This window comes from Paraburkholderia sp. Ac-20336 (genome assembly GCF_017105025.1).
GTDB lineage: Bacteria > Pseudomonadota > Gammaproteobacteria > Burkholderiales > Burkholderiaceae > Paraburkholderia.
Window position 1 is genome coordinate 1 of record NZ_JAAGPS010000034.1, and the last position, 14,161, is coordinate 14,161.

General features: G+C 64.2%; 10 protein-coding genes and 1 pseudogene. 1 reads left to right on the plus strand and 10 read right to left on the minus strand.

Annotated features, from left to right (window positions below; translation table 11 throughout):
- The 7 genes and pseudogenes from GXB81_RS12945 to GXB81_RS12975 all read right to left on the minus strand — a co-directional run.
- On the minus strand, positions 1-252 hold a 252-nt coding region (locus GXB81_RS12945; RefSeq protein ID WP_205989319.1), incomplete at its 3' end, for a hypothetical protein.
- A 25-nt stretch (positions 253-277) separates the two neighbouring features.
- Positions 278-2,149, minus strand: a complete 1,872-nt coding sequence (locus GXB81_RS12950) for an Hsp70 family protein (RefSeq protein ID WP_205989320.1) — start codon at positions 2,147-2,149, stop codon at positions 278-280.
- Positions 2,146-2,751: a DUF2760 domain-containing protein gene (locus GXB81_RS12955; protein WP_205989321.1), complete on the minus strand. Its 606-nt coding sequence runs from the start codon at positions 2,749-2,751 to the stop codon at positions 2,146-2,148. Before GXB81_RS12955 ends, GXB81_RS12950 begins: the two co-directional genes overlap by 4 nt.
- A gap of 366 nt (positions 2,752-3,117) precedes the next feature.
- Complete coding sequence (locus tag GXB81_RS12960; RefSeq protein WP_205989322.1) at positions 3,118-4,350, minus strand: tyrosine-type recombinase/integrase; 1,233 nt, start codon at positions 4,348-4,350, stop codon at positions 3,118-3,120.
- A gap of 50 nt (positions 4,351-4,400) precedes the next feature.
- Entirely contained in the window at positions 4,401-5,003 is a 603-nt protein-coding gene (locus tag GXB81_RS12965; protein ID WP_205989323.1) for a uracil-DNA glycosylase family protein, read from the minus strand.
- Between the two features lie 57 nt (positions 5,004-5,060).
- Positions 5,061-5,210 (minus strand): annotated as a pseudogene (locus GXB81_RS12970) (DUF488 domain-containing protein); the annotation flags it as partial.
- Between the two features lie 60 nt (positions 5,211-5,270).
- Positions 5,271-6,554 carry a hypothetical protein gene (locus tag GXB81_RS12975; protein WP_205989324.1) on the minus strand — a complete coding sequence of 428 codons (1,284 nt, stop codon included), beginning with the start codon at positions 6,552-6,554 and terminating at the stop codon, positions 5,271-5,273.
- 384 nt (positions 6,555-6,938) lie between these two features.
- Between GXB81_RS12975 and GXB81_RS12980 the strand changes: the two genes are divergently transcribed.
- Entirely contained in the window at positions 6,939-8,147 is a 1,209-nt protein-coding gene (locus GXB81_RS12980; protein WP_241016345.1) for a DNA-binding protein, read from the plus strand.
- Positions 8,148-8,369: 222 nt separating this feature from the next.
- On the opposite strand, the gene GXB81_RS12985 is transcribed toward GXB81_RS12980, so the two are convergent.
- The 3 genes from GXB81_RS12985 to GXB81_RS12995 form a co-directional block, all read right to left on the minus strand.
- Positions 8,370-8,657, minus strand: coding sequence for a hypothetical protein (locus tag GXB81_RS12985; protein WP_205989325.1), 288 nt, complete (start codon positions 8,655-8,657; stop codon positions 8,370-8,372).
- A gap of 226 nt (positions 8,658-8,883) precedes the next feature.
- Positions 8,884-11,430, minus strand: a complete 2,547-nt coding sequence (locus tag GXB81_RS12990; protein WP_205989326.1) for a transglycosylase domain-containing protein — start codon at positions 11,428-11,430, stop codon at positions 8,884-8,886.
- Positions 11,431-11,816: 386 nt separating this feature from the next.
- Positions 11,817-14,126, minus strand: coding sequence for a hypothetical protein (locus GXB81_RS12995; protein ID WP_205989327.1), 2,310 nt, complete (start codon positions 14,124-14,126; stop codon positions 11,817-11,819).
- Between the last annotated feature and the right edge of the window lie 35 nt (positions 14,127-14,161).

The following is a 14,161-nucleotide window of genomic DNA, read 5'->3' on the forward strand; positions in this document are numbered from 1 at the left end:
TGGCTGCGCGGCGTCCTTGCCGTGGCTTGCGGCGGCGCTCGCAGCGGACCACGGCAGTGGCAGATCGGCCGCGCTCAGCTCGCCTTCGGCCGCGTGATAGCGCACCGACGGCAGCAGCGGACGCGCCGCAACTTCGCCGGGACTCACGAGCTGCTCGATCCCGAACACGCGAATCTCGTGCGATCCGGTTTCCGCGTAGGCGAGCACCGTGTTGCTGGTGCCGAGATCGATGCCGACGCTGTATCGCTTCATCTGCGCAGCCTTCTTACCCGCTCGCTCACGCCTGCGCGCCGCCGCGCACGTCGAACTCGACCTTCCAGCGCTCCTCGGAGCCGCGCGGGATCGCTTCGAGTTCGAGCGTGCCGGCCTCGGTCACGCGCGCGTGCAGCTTCACCGGCACGACCTCGCCCGTCGCGCGGCCGGCTGCCGGCAGGGTCGCCTGGATTTCATCGAGTTCCTGCAACTCCTCGGGGCCCCAGTATTCGAGCAAGGTGCCGACCTGATCCTGACGACGCACCGACGAACCGAAGAAGCGGAAATGCACGGGTTCGCCGACCACGAGGCCGAACTCCTGCGCGAGCAGTTCCGCCTCGGTGCCTTCTTCCATGCCGAACGGCGCGACGCACAGCGCCTGCACCGGCGGTTCGAGGCCGGGAACGGCCGGCATCGCCGATTCGATCGCGATGTAGTAGGCGCGCGCGGTGCCGCCGCGAATCCGCACGCCGCGGCCGCGCCGCACGTAGCCGTAGTAGGCCGCGCCGCGCGCGACCGCGAGGTCGAGGTCCGCGCCTTCGAGCAGACGCGCGCTTGCCGCGCCTTCGGCCGCGAGCCAGCCGTTCAGCGTGCCCATCAGGCGCTCGACCAGCAGCGCCGACTTGAACACGCCGCCGTTGAACAGCACCGCGGTCGGATGCAGGAAGCTCGCATTTTGCGCGGCCGCGTTGGCCGCGTCATTGGCGGCCACACCGCCGAACCCTGCGAGTTCGGCCAGCGCACCGACCTGCCTGCCGAGGAACGCCGCCAGATGCCGCGTGATGCCGGCGTCCTGCGCATACGGCAAACCAAGCTGCGTCAGACCGACGCGCGCGCGGTTCACCGGACGCGCCGCGCTATCGACTTGCGGGAAGAAGCCTTCGAGGATCGTCTGCGTCAGTTCGGTGCGCGTCAGTTCGGTGCGGATCGAGCCGCCGATCAGCTTCGAGCCGCGGCTCGGCACGACGAGCGGCACGGTGTCGGTGGCGGGGTCGCTGAGCAGCGTTTCCTTCGCCGAACGGCACGCGTAGGTGAGGGCGCGCAACTGCCACGCGTCGGCCTGGGTGCCCTGCGCGGCGAGCTTGCGTGCGACCACGTGCGCGAGCGCGAGGTCCATGTTGTCGCCGCCGAGCAGGATGTGATCGCCGACTGCGACGCGATGCAGTTCGAGATTGCCGTCGCGCTCGATCACCGCGATCAGCGAGAGGTCGGTCGTGCCGCCGCCGACGTCGACGACGAGGATGATGTCGCCGACCCGCACCTGCTTGCGCCACTGGCCGCCGCTTTTCTCGATCCAGCTATAGAGCGCCGCCTGCGGTTCCTCGAGCAGCGTCATGCGCGTGAAGCCGGCGGCCTGGGCCGCTTCGGCGGTCAGCTCGCGCGCGGCCGGGTCGAACGAGGCGGGAATCGTTACCGTGACGTCCTGGTCGGCGAACGGCGCGTCCGGGTGCGTGTGGTCCCACGCCTCGCGCAGGTGCGTCAGATAGCGCACCGAGCTTTCCAGCGGCGAGACGCGCGCGACTTCGGGCGGCGCATCGTTCGGCAGAATCCCCGCACGCCGGTCGACGCCTGGATGGCACAGCCAGCTTTTCGCGCTCGACACGAGCCGGATCGGCGTGCCGGCGCCGCGGCTGCGCGCGAACTCGCCGACCGCGAATTCGCGCTGGCCGGTCCACGGCAGGTAGAGGTCGCCCGAAGCCAGTTCGTCGGGGTGCGGCAGATAAAGGAACGAGGGCAGCAGCGGCAGATTGTCGATCGCGCCGGGGCCCGTGAGCTGCGCGATCGGCAGTACGTCCTGGGTGGTTTTCTCGCCGTCGCTCGCGTGTGTGTCCACGTAGGACAGCGCGCAGTGCGTGGTGCCGAGGTCGATGCCGATCGAATAGCGGGCGTCGCTCATAGCTCCACCTCGGCCGGGGCGATGACCTTCGCGTTATGGCCGTCCGCGAGCTTCGGCAGACGCACCTCGTCGACGCGCCAGCCGCGATGGCTGATGCTGCCGTTAAACGGCGCGCTGCCGACGACGTTGCCGGTCAGCCGCACCGAACTCGCATCGAAGCCCGCGGGCAGCGTGACGCGGCTGCCCTCGGCTTCGTCGCGCACCGGGCGGATCGTGAAGTGCTCGCGCAGCGTCGCGCGGCAGCCTTCGTGGACGAGGCGCGCGGCCGCGCCAATGTCGGCGTCGCTATAGCCCTTGATGTCTTCCTCGACGAAGTCGATGAAACGCGCATCGCGTTGCAGCAGACCGAGCAGTTGCAGGGCGGCGTCGGGCGTCGCTTCTTTCAGCACCGGGGCCGGTTGCGGCTTCGGCTGCGGAGCAGGCGCCGGCGTCGGTGTCGGCGTTGCAGCAGGGGCCGGCGTGGGCGCAGACGCCGCACCGACCGGTTCGCCGTTGCGCAGGCGCAGCACGTCGGCCGCGAAGCCGCCATTGCCGAGGATGCTGAAAAACGTGCCGACGGCCAGTGAAATCCGGCCGAGGAAGGATGGGTTCGAATTGCTCATAAATGCTCCTGATGGGCTCTGTCAAAGGACGAGCCGTCCTCGCCGCGCCACGGGCGTCAGAGGCCGCGAAGCCTTGACGGGCCGGGCAGGGCCGTGATGATGCGGATTCGCGCGCCGCAGGAAAAACGCCGTCCGGCCGCCGGGCAGGCCAGCGCCGCAAGGCAGTTCGCGGCACCCCGCGGGGCAATTCGCAATACGCCGACGCGGCGCATACGGCGCGCGCAAAACCCGTATTTTGCCTTGCGGCGCGCCCGACGCGGGCAAAGCCGGCAATTCTAGCGGGCAATGGGGCGGGATTGGCGCCAAGCCGGAGGAAGAACGGGCAAATGCGGGGAAAGCGGGAGGGCTGCTCAAGCAGCGGGTTGATCAATTGCCGTCTTTCGATTTCGCCGCATCCCAGTTCATGCGATGACGTTTGACGGTTTCCGTATGCCGTGCATCGTCCTCGGTATGCAGATAAAGGCTGGTCGTATTCAGCGAGACATGGCCGAGATTGTCGCGGATCGTGCGCAGATCGACGCCGCCATCGGCCTGATGCGAACCGGCTGTGTGGCGCAGCCAGTGCGCCGACGCGCGTTCGAGCTCATCGGCGCGATCGGCGAATTCCGGGCCGCGCGCGCGCAGCCACGTCGCCGCGCCGGCAAAGATGCCCTTGATCGCATCGTGCACCGCCGAGCGCGACAGGCAGCGGCTTCGGCCCTTGAACGGCAGCACGAGCGGCGTTTGCTCGGCGCGCGTGGGCAAGGCGGCGAGGCCGTTGAGCGTGCGGTAATTGCGCAGCTCCTGGATCAGTTCCGCCGACACCGGCACGATCCGCTCCTTGTCGCCCTTGCCGAGCGTTTCGAGCCACCACTGATCCTGACCGTCGGCGCCAAGCCGTCTGAAGAACTGGCCCATCTGGCCGCCCGCGACTTCCGAAATCCGCATGCCTTGCAGATAGAACAGCGTGGTCAACCAGCGGCAGCGCGCGTAGTAGGCGCGTTGCGCGTCGGTGTCCTGCGGCAGTTGCTCGACGAACAGCTTCACCTCGTCCCATAGCGACGTCGACAGATAGCGCGTGACGCGCGGCGCCGAGCGCTTCGCGCGTTGCCGCAGCAGCGCCATCGGATTGCCGCGCAGATAGCCGGCGTTGACGAGCCACGTGAACATCGCGTTGAGGATGATCAGCGCCTGGCGCTGGCTGGCCGGCGACAGCGGGCCGTTGAACGGCCGCCAGCGTTCGTCGCTGCGGGCGAACTTGCCGCCGCTCGCCGACACCCAGCGCGCGGCGGGCTGCGGATCGGCGATGAACGCCTTGAATAGCAGCAGATCTTCGTGCGTCAGCGACGACAGCGGCTTGCCGAGCTGCACGACGGCCCACAGCAGCAGACGTTCGGCTTCCTTGCGGTAGTTGTCGAAGGTGGTCTTGGTGTCTGCGTAATTGGAGAGCCACGCGCGCACGGCGTCGAGATCGTTGCGCGCCGACAGTTGCGAGTTTTCGCTCGCGCCGCGATTGGTGCCGTCGCGGCCATCGAGCAGTTCCGGCACGACGAGCGATTCGACGGGCTGAACGGTGACGAGGTCGGCGCTGGATGCGGCTGTCGGCAAGGCTTTGGACACGATTCGGAGAGTTCCTGGGGACGAACGCCGGTTGCGTAATTGCGCTTATTTTAATGAGCCGCCAGGGCCGCGGATACCCGCTCGCGCAATGTCGGCAAAACATCGGCGTCAAACCACGGATTGCGCTTGAACCAGGCGATGTTGCGCGGCGAGGGATGCGGCAGCGGTATGATCGCCGGTCCGAATTCGGTCCAGCGGACGAGCGTATCGGTCATGCTGGGTCCATAGGCGGCGCCGAGACCGAAGCGCTGGGCGTACTGTCCGATCAGCAGCGTGAGCCGCACGGCGCTCAGGTGGCCGAGCAGCTCGCGATGCCAGCGCTCGGCGCACGCGGGCAGCGGCGGCAGATCGCCGCTCGGGCCACGCCCCGGAAAACAGAAACTCATCGGCACGATGGCGAATTTCGACGCGTCGTAAAAGGTGCTGTCGTCGACGCCGAGCCACGTGCGCAGGCGCTTGCCGCTCGCATCGCTCCACGGAACGCCGGACGCATGCACACGCGCGCCCGGCGCCTGGCCGACGATCAGAATGCGCGCCTGCTCGGAGGCAGCCAGCACCGGTCGCGGTGCATGCGGCAGCGTCGGCGCGCACAGGGTGCAGGAGCGGATGTCGCGGAGCAGGATTTCGAGCGTTGTGGGTTTCTTGACAGCCATTCTGTGGGGCAAGGTGACGGATGGGCCGGGGTGCCCTGGAACGGCTCAGCCCGGTGACTAAGCCGGATAGATCAACGTGCCGTCGGCTTGCGGTTGCGCGCCCGGCGTCATCGTGGCGGCGCTCGTGTGATGCGCGTCCATGATGTGCAGCACGGTTTCGCGGCGAGCCAGCAGATAGTCCGTGATGATACGCCGGTGGCCGCGCCACAGGACGGGACCAGACGGGTTGCGCTCAGGATAGCGCTGGTTGTCCGCGAACAAAGATCGTTAAATATTTGATGCGTCCCTCGCTGCGGTTTCTGTAAGTGCGGAAAGCGACGACCCATCAGACCGTGGGCCAGCAACTGCACCGACGGTCCTTGAAGACGGTAGCCCCGGCCGTTGGCCCAAAGGTAACCCCGGCCGGGGACTTGACGGCAGGCCCATCCGCGGACCCGACGGTAACCCCGGCCGGGGACCTGACGGCAGGCCCATTCGCGGACCCGAAGGCAATCCCGGCCGAGGACCCGACGGCAAGCCCATCCGGGGACCTGTCGGCAGCCCAATCGGACGCGAGGCCAACCGCGAGCCGTCTGCTTGCGATAATGACGCGAACGACGCGCCCGCACGAGTCAAAGTCTCTAACTGGTCGCGAATCAGAGCGACATTGCCCTTGTTGGTCGCGGACGCGATCGGCAGATCGAACTGCCGTCCGACCCCGACCGCCTGAATGTCACCCAGCAACTCAGGCCTCGCTGCCTGCTGTTGCTTTCCAAGGTTCCTTCGAGCATTGGAAATGAATCGATCGTTCATGGACGACATCGGCTCAAAATTGCCGGTACTCTCACGTTCGATGTCCTCAGCCGACATATCCATGGCTTTATCGAAAAGCTCCTTCGCCTCTGGACTTTTGCCAAGGCGATGCGCCATCTCATCGATTGCGGCAGACACGCGCGGATCATTTGCGGCGGTATGCTGCTGATCGGCTTCGGCCGCGTTTGCGAAGCGGGCGTTCTCCCGCAAGACGGGTGGCCCGTCCAGCCAGCTATCCAGAATGGGATCATGGGGGCGGGCAATGCCATCGTCGTGACGGCTTTCCGCCCAGACATGGTCGAATGGCACGTCCGCCGTGATGACATGCGTGCGCTTTGCCGTTTGTACTTCGCTGTAGCTGGCCGTCACTGCGGCAAACTCGTCGCAGTTGCCACTTTTTCCATACAACGCCGTTGCTGCCGCCACCACATGATTCAGCAAGTCGCTCCTTTCCTCTGCGCTCATGTCCCGCAAGACTTCGCTGAGCATCTGGCGCGGCCAGCAACGGACGAGCGCCGCCGTTTCTTCGCCTGGATTGCACAGCGAGTGACTCAACGCCTTTGCTAACGCACGCGTCGCGTTCGTACGCCGTAGCGCATCCATGTTGCCAGGGCTCCCGGTTCGCGCGATATTGCCCGCTCCGGCTGACAATGCGCGACGCGCCTTGTCCATCGCGTCATTCGCCTTGCGAAGCTGGGTAGTTGACTCGGGATCGAGCGCCTCGCCGACAAGGGTTCTGGCTGCCGCATAGGCGGCCAAAGGCGCCTCGGCGGATGTCAGCAGTTTCTTTGGCCGGGGGCTCAAGCCATTGAGTGCGGGATGACTCCGGGGACTTGCCGAGCTTCCTATCGCACTTGACTCAGGCTTGGCCGTCTCGGAAGACGCCTCGTCAGCAAGGTGTGACGCCGATACGGACCGGTTGCGGAGTCCGTCGATTGTTGGGCTCATGACTCTTTCTTTAGATGCGAATACATCTCGGATGACCGACTGGACAGTTTCTCGCGTTGAATATCTTTTGGTGCTCCAAAGACGAATATCCGTGCAATGCGGCGAAGCAGGAAAGTCCGGTGCGGTCGTTTTACTGTTGGCGGCTACCACGTCACACGGATCGCAATCCCGTTCTGTACGTCGCCGCGCCCAGGGATGAGCGAACCGCCGTCGATGCTTTCCCATAAATTTAAACACGACATTATAGGAATAATGTCGTGTTTAAGAGGTGAAAGTGTAGTATTTTTATCGTATAACGTTGTATTATCAATTTATCGTTCATTCCGTAGCCTCAAACACGCCATGACGCTCGAATCCGACATCGAAGCCGCCCGCGAACGCGCATCCGACACTCAGATGCTATACCGCGAGGTCTGCGCGCTGCTGTTTTTCCGCTACGGCGAAACGCCGACCGCGAACCGGCTTTATCAACTGGTGCGCAAAGGCAGCATGAGCGCGCCGGCCAAGGCCTTGCGCGATTTCTGGGGCGAGGTTCGCGACAAGACTCGCGTCGACGTTGGACGCCCGGACCTGCCGCCCGAGGTCGCGGCGGCGGCCGGCGATCTGGCGGCCCAGCTTTGGCGGCTATCCAACGACGTCGCAAGCGCAGCGCTGGACGTGTTCAGACAGGACGCGCAGAGCGAAATCGCGGCGGCACGCGACGAGGCACGGGAACGGGAAACGCAGCGGCTCGACGCGCGCCAGCAGGCGGAACAGGCGGCGCACGACGCCGCCGCGCTGCGTGCGCAGATCGGCGGGCTCGAAGCGCGCATCGTCGAGCTGCAAACCGCCAACGCGATGCTGACGGCGCAACTTGCCGCGTCGAAGCAGGAAACTGCGGCAGGTATCGCCGCGCTGGCCGACGCCCGCCGCGATTTCGCCGACGAACTGGCCAAGCTGCGCCGCGCACACGAACAGAACGAACAACGGCTCGCGGCCGCCGAAAAGCGCGCGTTGCTCGAAATCGAGAGCGAACGGGCCGTGGCGCAGCGGCTGCGCAAGGAGCTTCAGGCCAGCCATGAGCGGGCGGCGACGTTAGAGGCCGAATCGCGCGCGCAGCGTGACGGCTTACGTGACGAACTCGCGGCGACGAAGGCCGAGCTGGCCACATCGAACGCACGGCATGCGCTGAGCGGCGCGCAACTCGCGGAAAAGGACGCACTGCTGGCCGAACGCGCTGCCACGGCCGATCTCTTGCGGCAGCGCATCGAGACGATGTCGCGGAAGCTGGACGCAGCGCGGACGCCGAAAACGTCCACACACCCTACCCGTCGTTCGCGTGAAAAAAACGCCTCGCAGGGGCGAACGACGACAGACTTTGCAGGCGCGTCATTCGTCAAACGGGGAACGAGTACCAGGAAGTGAGCACAGTGGCAGCAAGGCGAATCGTGGACCTGAAATCCCGGCGCGCCTCACATGACTCATATGATTAAAGAGAATGCGAGCGCATCCGCAAAACGGCTCGCGATTTTCGTCGGGGGATTCAAACGACACGGGAATCGAACCTGTAGGGGCGCTGACTATATCGCCAGCCTCGTCGATACACCTGCACCGGCGTGCGCTTGCGCCTCAGCGCAGGCATTGTCGTCAGAACTTCGGATGGCACTCGAAATTGACCGACGATCCATGCTCGGTCATCACGCTCACGCCGCTCACGGTTTCCGCCATTACGCTGCTTTGCATACCGCGGCGCTCGCAATAGTCGCGCGCTTCGTTCATCGCGAGTTCATGCGCGCGGGCCCATGCCATGCGTCCACCGGTTGCGCTTGCCGCGACCGTGTAAGTGCCGGGTTTATCGGTCGCGACGACGTCGGTACTCGATGCACATCCAGCGAGACTCGCGCATGCGAGCACCGCCGCGGCGAAACCACGCATGCGGGCCGCGAGCGGCGCCCTCTTCTCTGCCGGCTCAGGCTTTCGCGCGCACGAGCCGGGAATACCGTTCGAATTCAGATCACACATTGTGCAGCACCTGCATTTTTTGACCGATTGCCCGGCCTGATTTAGCAAGCCTCGATTATCGGCAATCGATCGCGCGAGATCAGCCGCTCGCGCCGAAAACACTGTTGCGTGTCTTTTAACAATGCAGGTGCCGTGCCACTCAGAAGTTGGCGGCCCCTTGTCCTTGTCCGCCCTGACCTGCCGCATCGGGCGGCACGACGTCGTCGGGCGTGGGCGTCGGCGCGATGGCCGCTGCGCCGCCGCCATGCGTTTCGCCGTCGACGGCATTGCCGGTGGCCGGCGCGGGAGCGGTTCCCGGCGTCGGCAACAACGGCGGCAATTCGCGCGGTTCGGCCAGCGCCGCCGAAGCGCCGGCCGCCGCAGACCCCGGTTGAGCCGGAACAACCGGAATAACCTGAGTAAGCGGAGTAGGCGAACTAACGGACGCCTCCCCGGACGTCCCCGCCGACGCCACCGGCGCCCTGCGCGCCGGCGCATGCACAACCACCTGCTTCTGTGGCGTGCGCGCGAACAGATGCTCGATCCAGTCGCGCAACCGCTCCGCGCGCTCGGCGAACCAGCCGGGCGGCTGCTCGGTATCGAACTTCACGCGCGGATCGACGAGCCGCGAGCGCTGCGCGCGCTGGAAGAAATCGCCGACGATCGGCAGCGCGCTATGCGCCCCTTGCCCCCAGTAATCGCTGCGCAGCGTCACGCGGCTGTCGTTGAAGCCGACCCACGCGCCCGCCACCAGTTGCGGCTGGATCAGGATGAACCAGCCGTCCGCGTTGCCCTGGGTCGTGCCGGTCTTGCCCGCGACGTCGCCGCGCACGCCGAAGCGCGTGCGGATGCTCGCGCCGGTGCCGCGGCTGACCACGTCGCGCATTACGTCGACGAGCGTACGCGCGGTATCGGCGGGCAGCTCGCGTTTCGGCGCGGCCGGTGCGAATTCGGCCAGCACGTTGCCGTTGCGGTCCTCGATGCGGGTGACCATCAGCGGCTCGACGTAATTGCCGAGGTTCGCGATCGTGCCGTACGCCGAGACCATCTCCTTCAGCGTGACGGGGCTCGTGCCGAGCGCGAGCGACGGCACCGGATCGAGCTCGCTGTCGCGCACGCCCATCGCGCGCGCAAGCCTCGCGACCTTGTGCGGTCCGACCGATTCCATCACCTGCGCGGTGATGCGGTTGCGCGAATACGCGAGCGCGTCGCGCAGGCTGATCATGCGGCCGCTCGGTTCGTCCTCGTCGTTCGGCTTCCAGACTTCGCCGCCTGCCAACTGGATTTCGACGGGGTTGTCGGGCAGCTTGTCGTCGGGCTTCGCACCCGCCTCGAACGCCGCCGCGTAGACGAACGGCTTGAAGGTCGAGCCCGGCTGACGGCGTGCCTGCTGCACGTGATCGAACGGGTCCTCGCTGAAGTCGCGGCTACCGACCCACGCCTTGATTTCGCCGGTGCGCGGATCCATCGCGAGGAAGTCGGCCTGCACGCGCGTCTTCGTCTCGCAGACGTTCTGCACGAGCGGGCGGTCGGCGAGCAGATGCTTCAGGGCATCGTCGTCGGACAGGCCCGTGTCTCTGGCGGCGCGAAAGTCGGGCGTTTCGCGCAGAAACGTGCGCAGCAGATCCTTGTCCGCCGAGCAGCCCGTGCGCGTGCCCCATGCCGAGTTCGCGATGCCCTGCAACTGGTTGCCTTGCAGTTTGACGGCCTGCGTCGCCATCGTCTGCAAACGCGAATCGAGCGTCGTGCGCACGACGAGTCCATCGGAATAGATGTTGTAGTCGTTGCGATCGGCCCATGCGACGAGCCACTTGCGCAACTGCTGCGTGAAATGCGGCGCGGGTCCGGGCGGCTCGATCTGGCGCTCGAAATCGAGGCGCAGCGGCTTGCGGCTCAGGATGTCGTACTGCGCGGGCGTCAGCTTGCCGTACTTGACCATCTGCCCGAGCACCGTGTTGCGCCGTTGCAGCGCGCGCTCGGGATTGAGCACCGGGTTGTAGTAGCTGTTGCCCTTCAGCATGCCGGTGAGCGTCGCGCTTTCGAGCACGTTCAGATCGGCCGCCGACTTGTCGAAATAGGTGCGCGCGGCCATCTCGATGCCGTACGCGTTGTAGAGAAACGGCACCGTGTTCAGATAGGTCTCGAGAATCTCGGGCTTCGTATAGAGCATCTCGATCTTGACCGCCGTGATCGCTTCCTTGAGCTTGCGCGTGAGCGTCGGCGCGCGGCCGATTTCGTCGGGATAGAGATTGCGCGCGAGCTGCTGCGTGATCGTCGAGCCGCCCTGGCGCTCGCCCGAAAACGTGTGCAGCGCGGCCGACGCGGTGCGCCGCCAGTCGAGGCCGAAATGCTCGTAGAAGCGGTGGTCCTCGGTCGCGATCAGCGCGTTCACGACGGTCGGCGAGATGTCCTTCAGGCTGACCCACTCGCGGTTCGACGGCTTGAATTCGGCGAGCAGCTTGCCGTCCGCGGAGAGAATCTGCGCGGGCTGCTCGATCTTCGCCTTGCGGATGTCGCCGATGCTCGGCGTGAACGGAATCAGCAGCAGCACATACAGCACGAACAGCACCGGCAGCGCGGCGAAGCCCCAGGCGACGGTACGGCGGGTCGGATGGCGCAGATGCCACCAGCCCTGTGCGATCAGCGGGTTCGCGAGGGTCAACCCTCGGTCGAGGGCGGCCAGAAATGAGGAGATGAGGCGCTTCACGCTTGCTGTCGTCCGCGGGGAAAGGCGCAATCGTACCAAGATGTGGGGTGGGCGCCGATTTTTGATGCTCGAATGCTCAGTGCCGCTTCAATAGCCTGTTATGTGGGCCGCGCACGGCGGCAATTCTTCCATCCATGCGTTTCGCGCGTGCTCACCGTCTTCCATGTCAGGGATCGCTGTATCGGGACTTCGAGAAATGTCGTCGAGCCGACGTGTCCGACGCACGCCAGCCCGAGCGTCGACGACGAGTGGGCGGCGCAACTGGCGAGCCGGCTGCGTGCGGACCGTCATCGCCCGAAGCGAGACCGGCGCACCGCACGGTTCATGTTCGAGGCCATCCGCGATCAAGGCGATCCGAACCGGCCACGGGCGCGTTTTATCTATTCTTACTTGCGCGCCGACAGGTCGTCGACAGCCAGGCTATCGCTGGTAATCTTTCGGCGGTGGGCAATCATCTCCGTATAAGCGTAGTCTTGCGCATCGTTCAACGCGGCCATTGTTTCGCCATCATGGCTGAAAGCGTTAAAGAAGTGGCGATAATCAGCGACGTAGTTTGCCGGATTAACGGGCTGGTCGATAAAACCCAGGTTGATCCCGCGTGCCTTGAGCTGATTGAGTGGCCACATGACCTCGGAAAGAGAATGACCTCCGTCATTGAGTAGCGACATGGCTGTACCCAGAATCACATGTTCGGGGTCGAGCTGACCCGGCAATTGCTTGTTCACTGACAGCATCAGTTTCGCGACAAGCAGGGCCGACCCCGAAACCCCGCTCGCCATTGGCAAATCATGCTCGAGCGAAATGGAGTTTGTTCTCGTCGGATTGGTGAGGTTCAATCTGTAGTGATTGGAAGGCTTCGATGTGGTCGAATCTTTCATCGGGTCGTGTCTTAGCGGGGGCATATGAATCGGCTGAATTCCACGCCCGGCCACGTTCGTCTTCTCAACACTAGCAATGTTTCGGTCACGTTCCGCTGTGAGCTCCTCAACTGCTCCCAAGGTTTCTTGCGGCTCCCACATCCAGGCCAATGGATCCTGGAACGCACGCAGGCCTTCAACAATAGGTGCATCCATCAGATAAATGGGTCCAATATCTGCGCCGGTCCTGATTTTCTGATTGAGATAGGCGAGCAGCTTGTTCCCCGCATTAGCCGAGCCCGGCTCGACAAACTTCTTGAGGGCCGGGTTCGAATGTAGCTGGAGTTGAGGGTTGTATCCGATCGAGCTGTGCTGAATAAAACCTGCAATCGCATCGAAATCAGCGGGCCGCCTGGCCGCTACATCTGTCAGTATCCAGCGCAGAGAAGCTCTGAAACTATCGGCGGCTCGAATGGCTTTAGGCGGTGTCCCTTTTTCTGTCAAATGAAGGATTAGCGCTGTTTCCCATGTTTTCCTCATTTGACTGCCATATGCCCGAGCGTTCATTCCCGTGTCGCCATCCATGGCGCCGGTCCACCGAATCCGCTCGGCAGCGGTAGATTTCATGGCGACGGCACGAGATAATTCTGTAGACAGCTTACCGCATAGCCCGGAAAGCTCGCCCAGTCCATTTCTATTGCAGTAAGCGATCATTCTGTAGAAGTAATTCGCAGTCTGCTCATCGCCGAGCCCATGTGACAGCCATTGTTCCCGAGCCTGGTTCTTCATGATTTCAATGACAGGCGTACTTCTTTTATTCGCCTTCGAAAGCGCGGTGTCGAGGGCGTCCATCCATTCCGCCAGACAATCGCCCAAGGGGCGTGGTGCTTCATCCGTGCGTCGTTGCGCCGCCGGAATTTTTGAAGCCATCGTTTTATAAATCTCTTCGGACATTTTCGGCAAAATGCCACGCAGTTTTTTGGCCGTAAGCGGTCTTGTCCCTGACAGAGTCCGAAGTGTGTTCTTGAGGAGCTTATTCTGGGTTGGGCGGTTCTCTTTTACGATCCTTCGATCAGCGCCTACCTGGCTGAGCGTTCTGCCGCGTCCCGGACGGTTCTCGATAATTTCCCAGCCTTTTTCACTGCGTGTACTGACTCCCCCTCCATCCGGCTGAATGGATTCCGACAGGATCTGCTCGAGGCACGTTCTCGCCCTGTCCCGGTCGGTATCCGTCTCGTTATCGTACTCCCGTCCCCACTTCAAGCTAATCTCGTCGCCCTTTTTTACGGCGATCAAAACTGATTGCTCCGGCACGTCCTCTTTCATGAGAAAGGACAGAACATGAGAAAGGTGTGCGCCACCTCGCACGATAAGGCCGTCTTTCGTGCTTTCGACCGGCGCTTTGCCTTTATTCGGCAAGATACTTCCGATTGCCGCGGACGCCTGTTTCGCCGACTTGACCACCGTACTGACGGCTTCCGAGAAGCTGTTCGAACGGTCACGCAGTGGCGGCCTCTTGACGAGTTTCGCCGGACCTTTATTCCCAGCCATCTCTGCCTCAGTCGGTATGACCGGCATAGCGGGGAATGGAAGATGGGGATGAGCGATATGGGTCTGCAGCGTGACTGGGATAACGGGCTGATGCGCCGTCCCCGGAATCAGCGGAAACGGGCCTGCCGGCAAGGACGGCCGCCGCTGCCTTGTCTGCGCAACGGGGAATGGAACACGGGGATGAGCGATATTGGCCGGCGGCAGGACGGGTATAACGGGCTGATGCACCATCACCGGAAACGGACCTGCCGGCGCCAGGGACGGCCGCCGCTGTCTTGTCTGCGGCATGTTCTGGAAGAGCTCGTTTGGAGCCGGACCTCGCC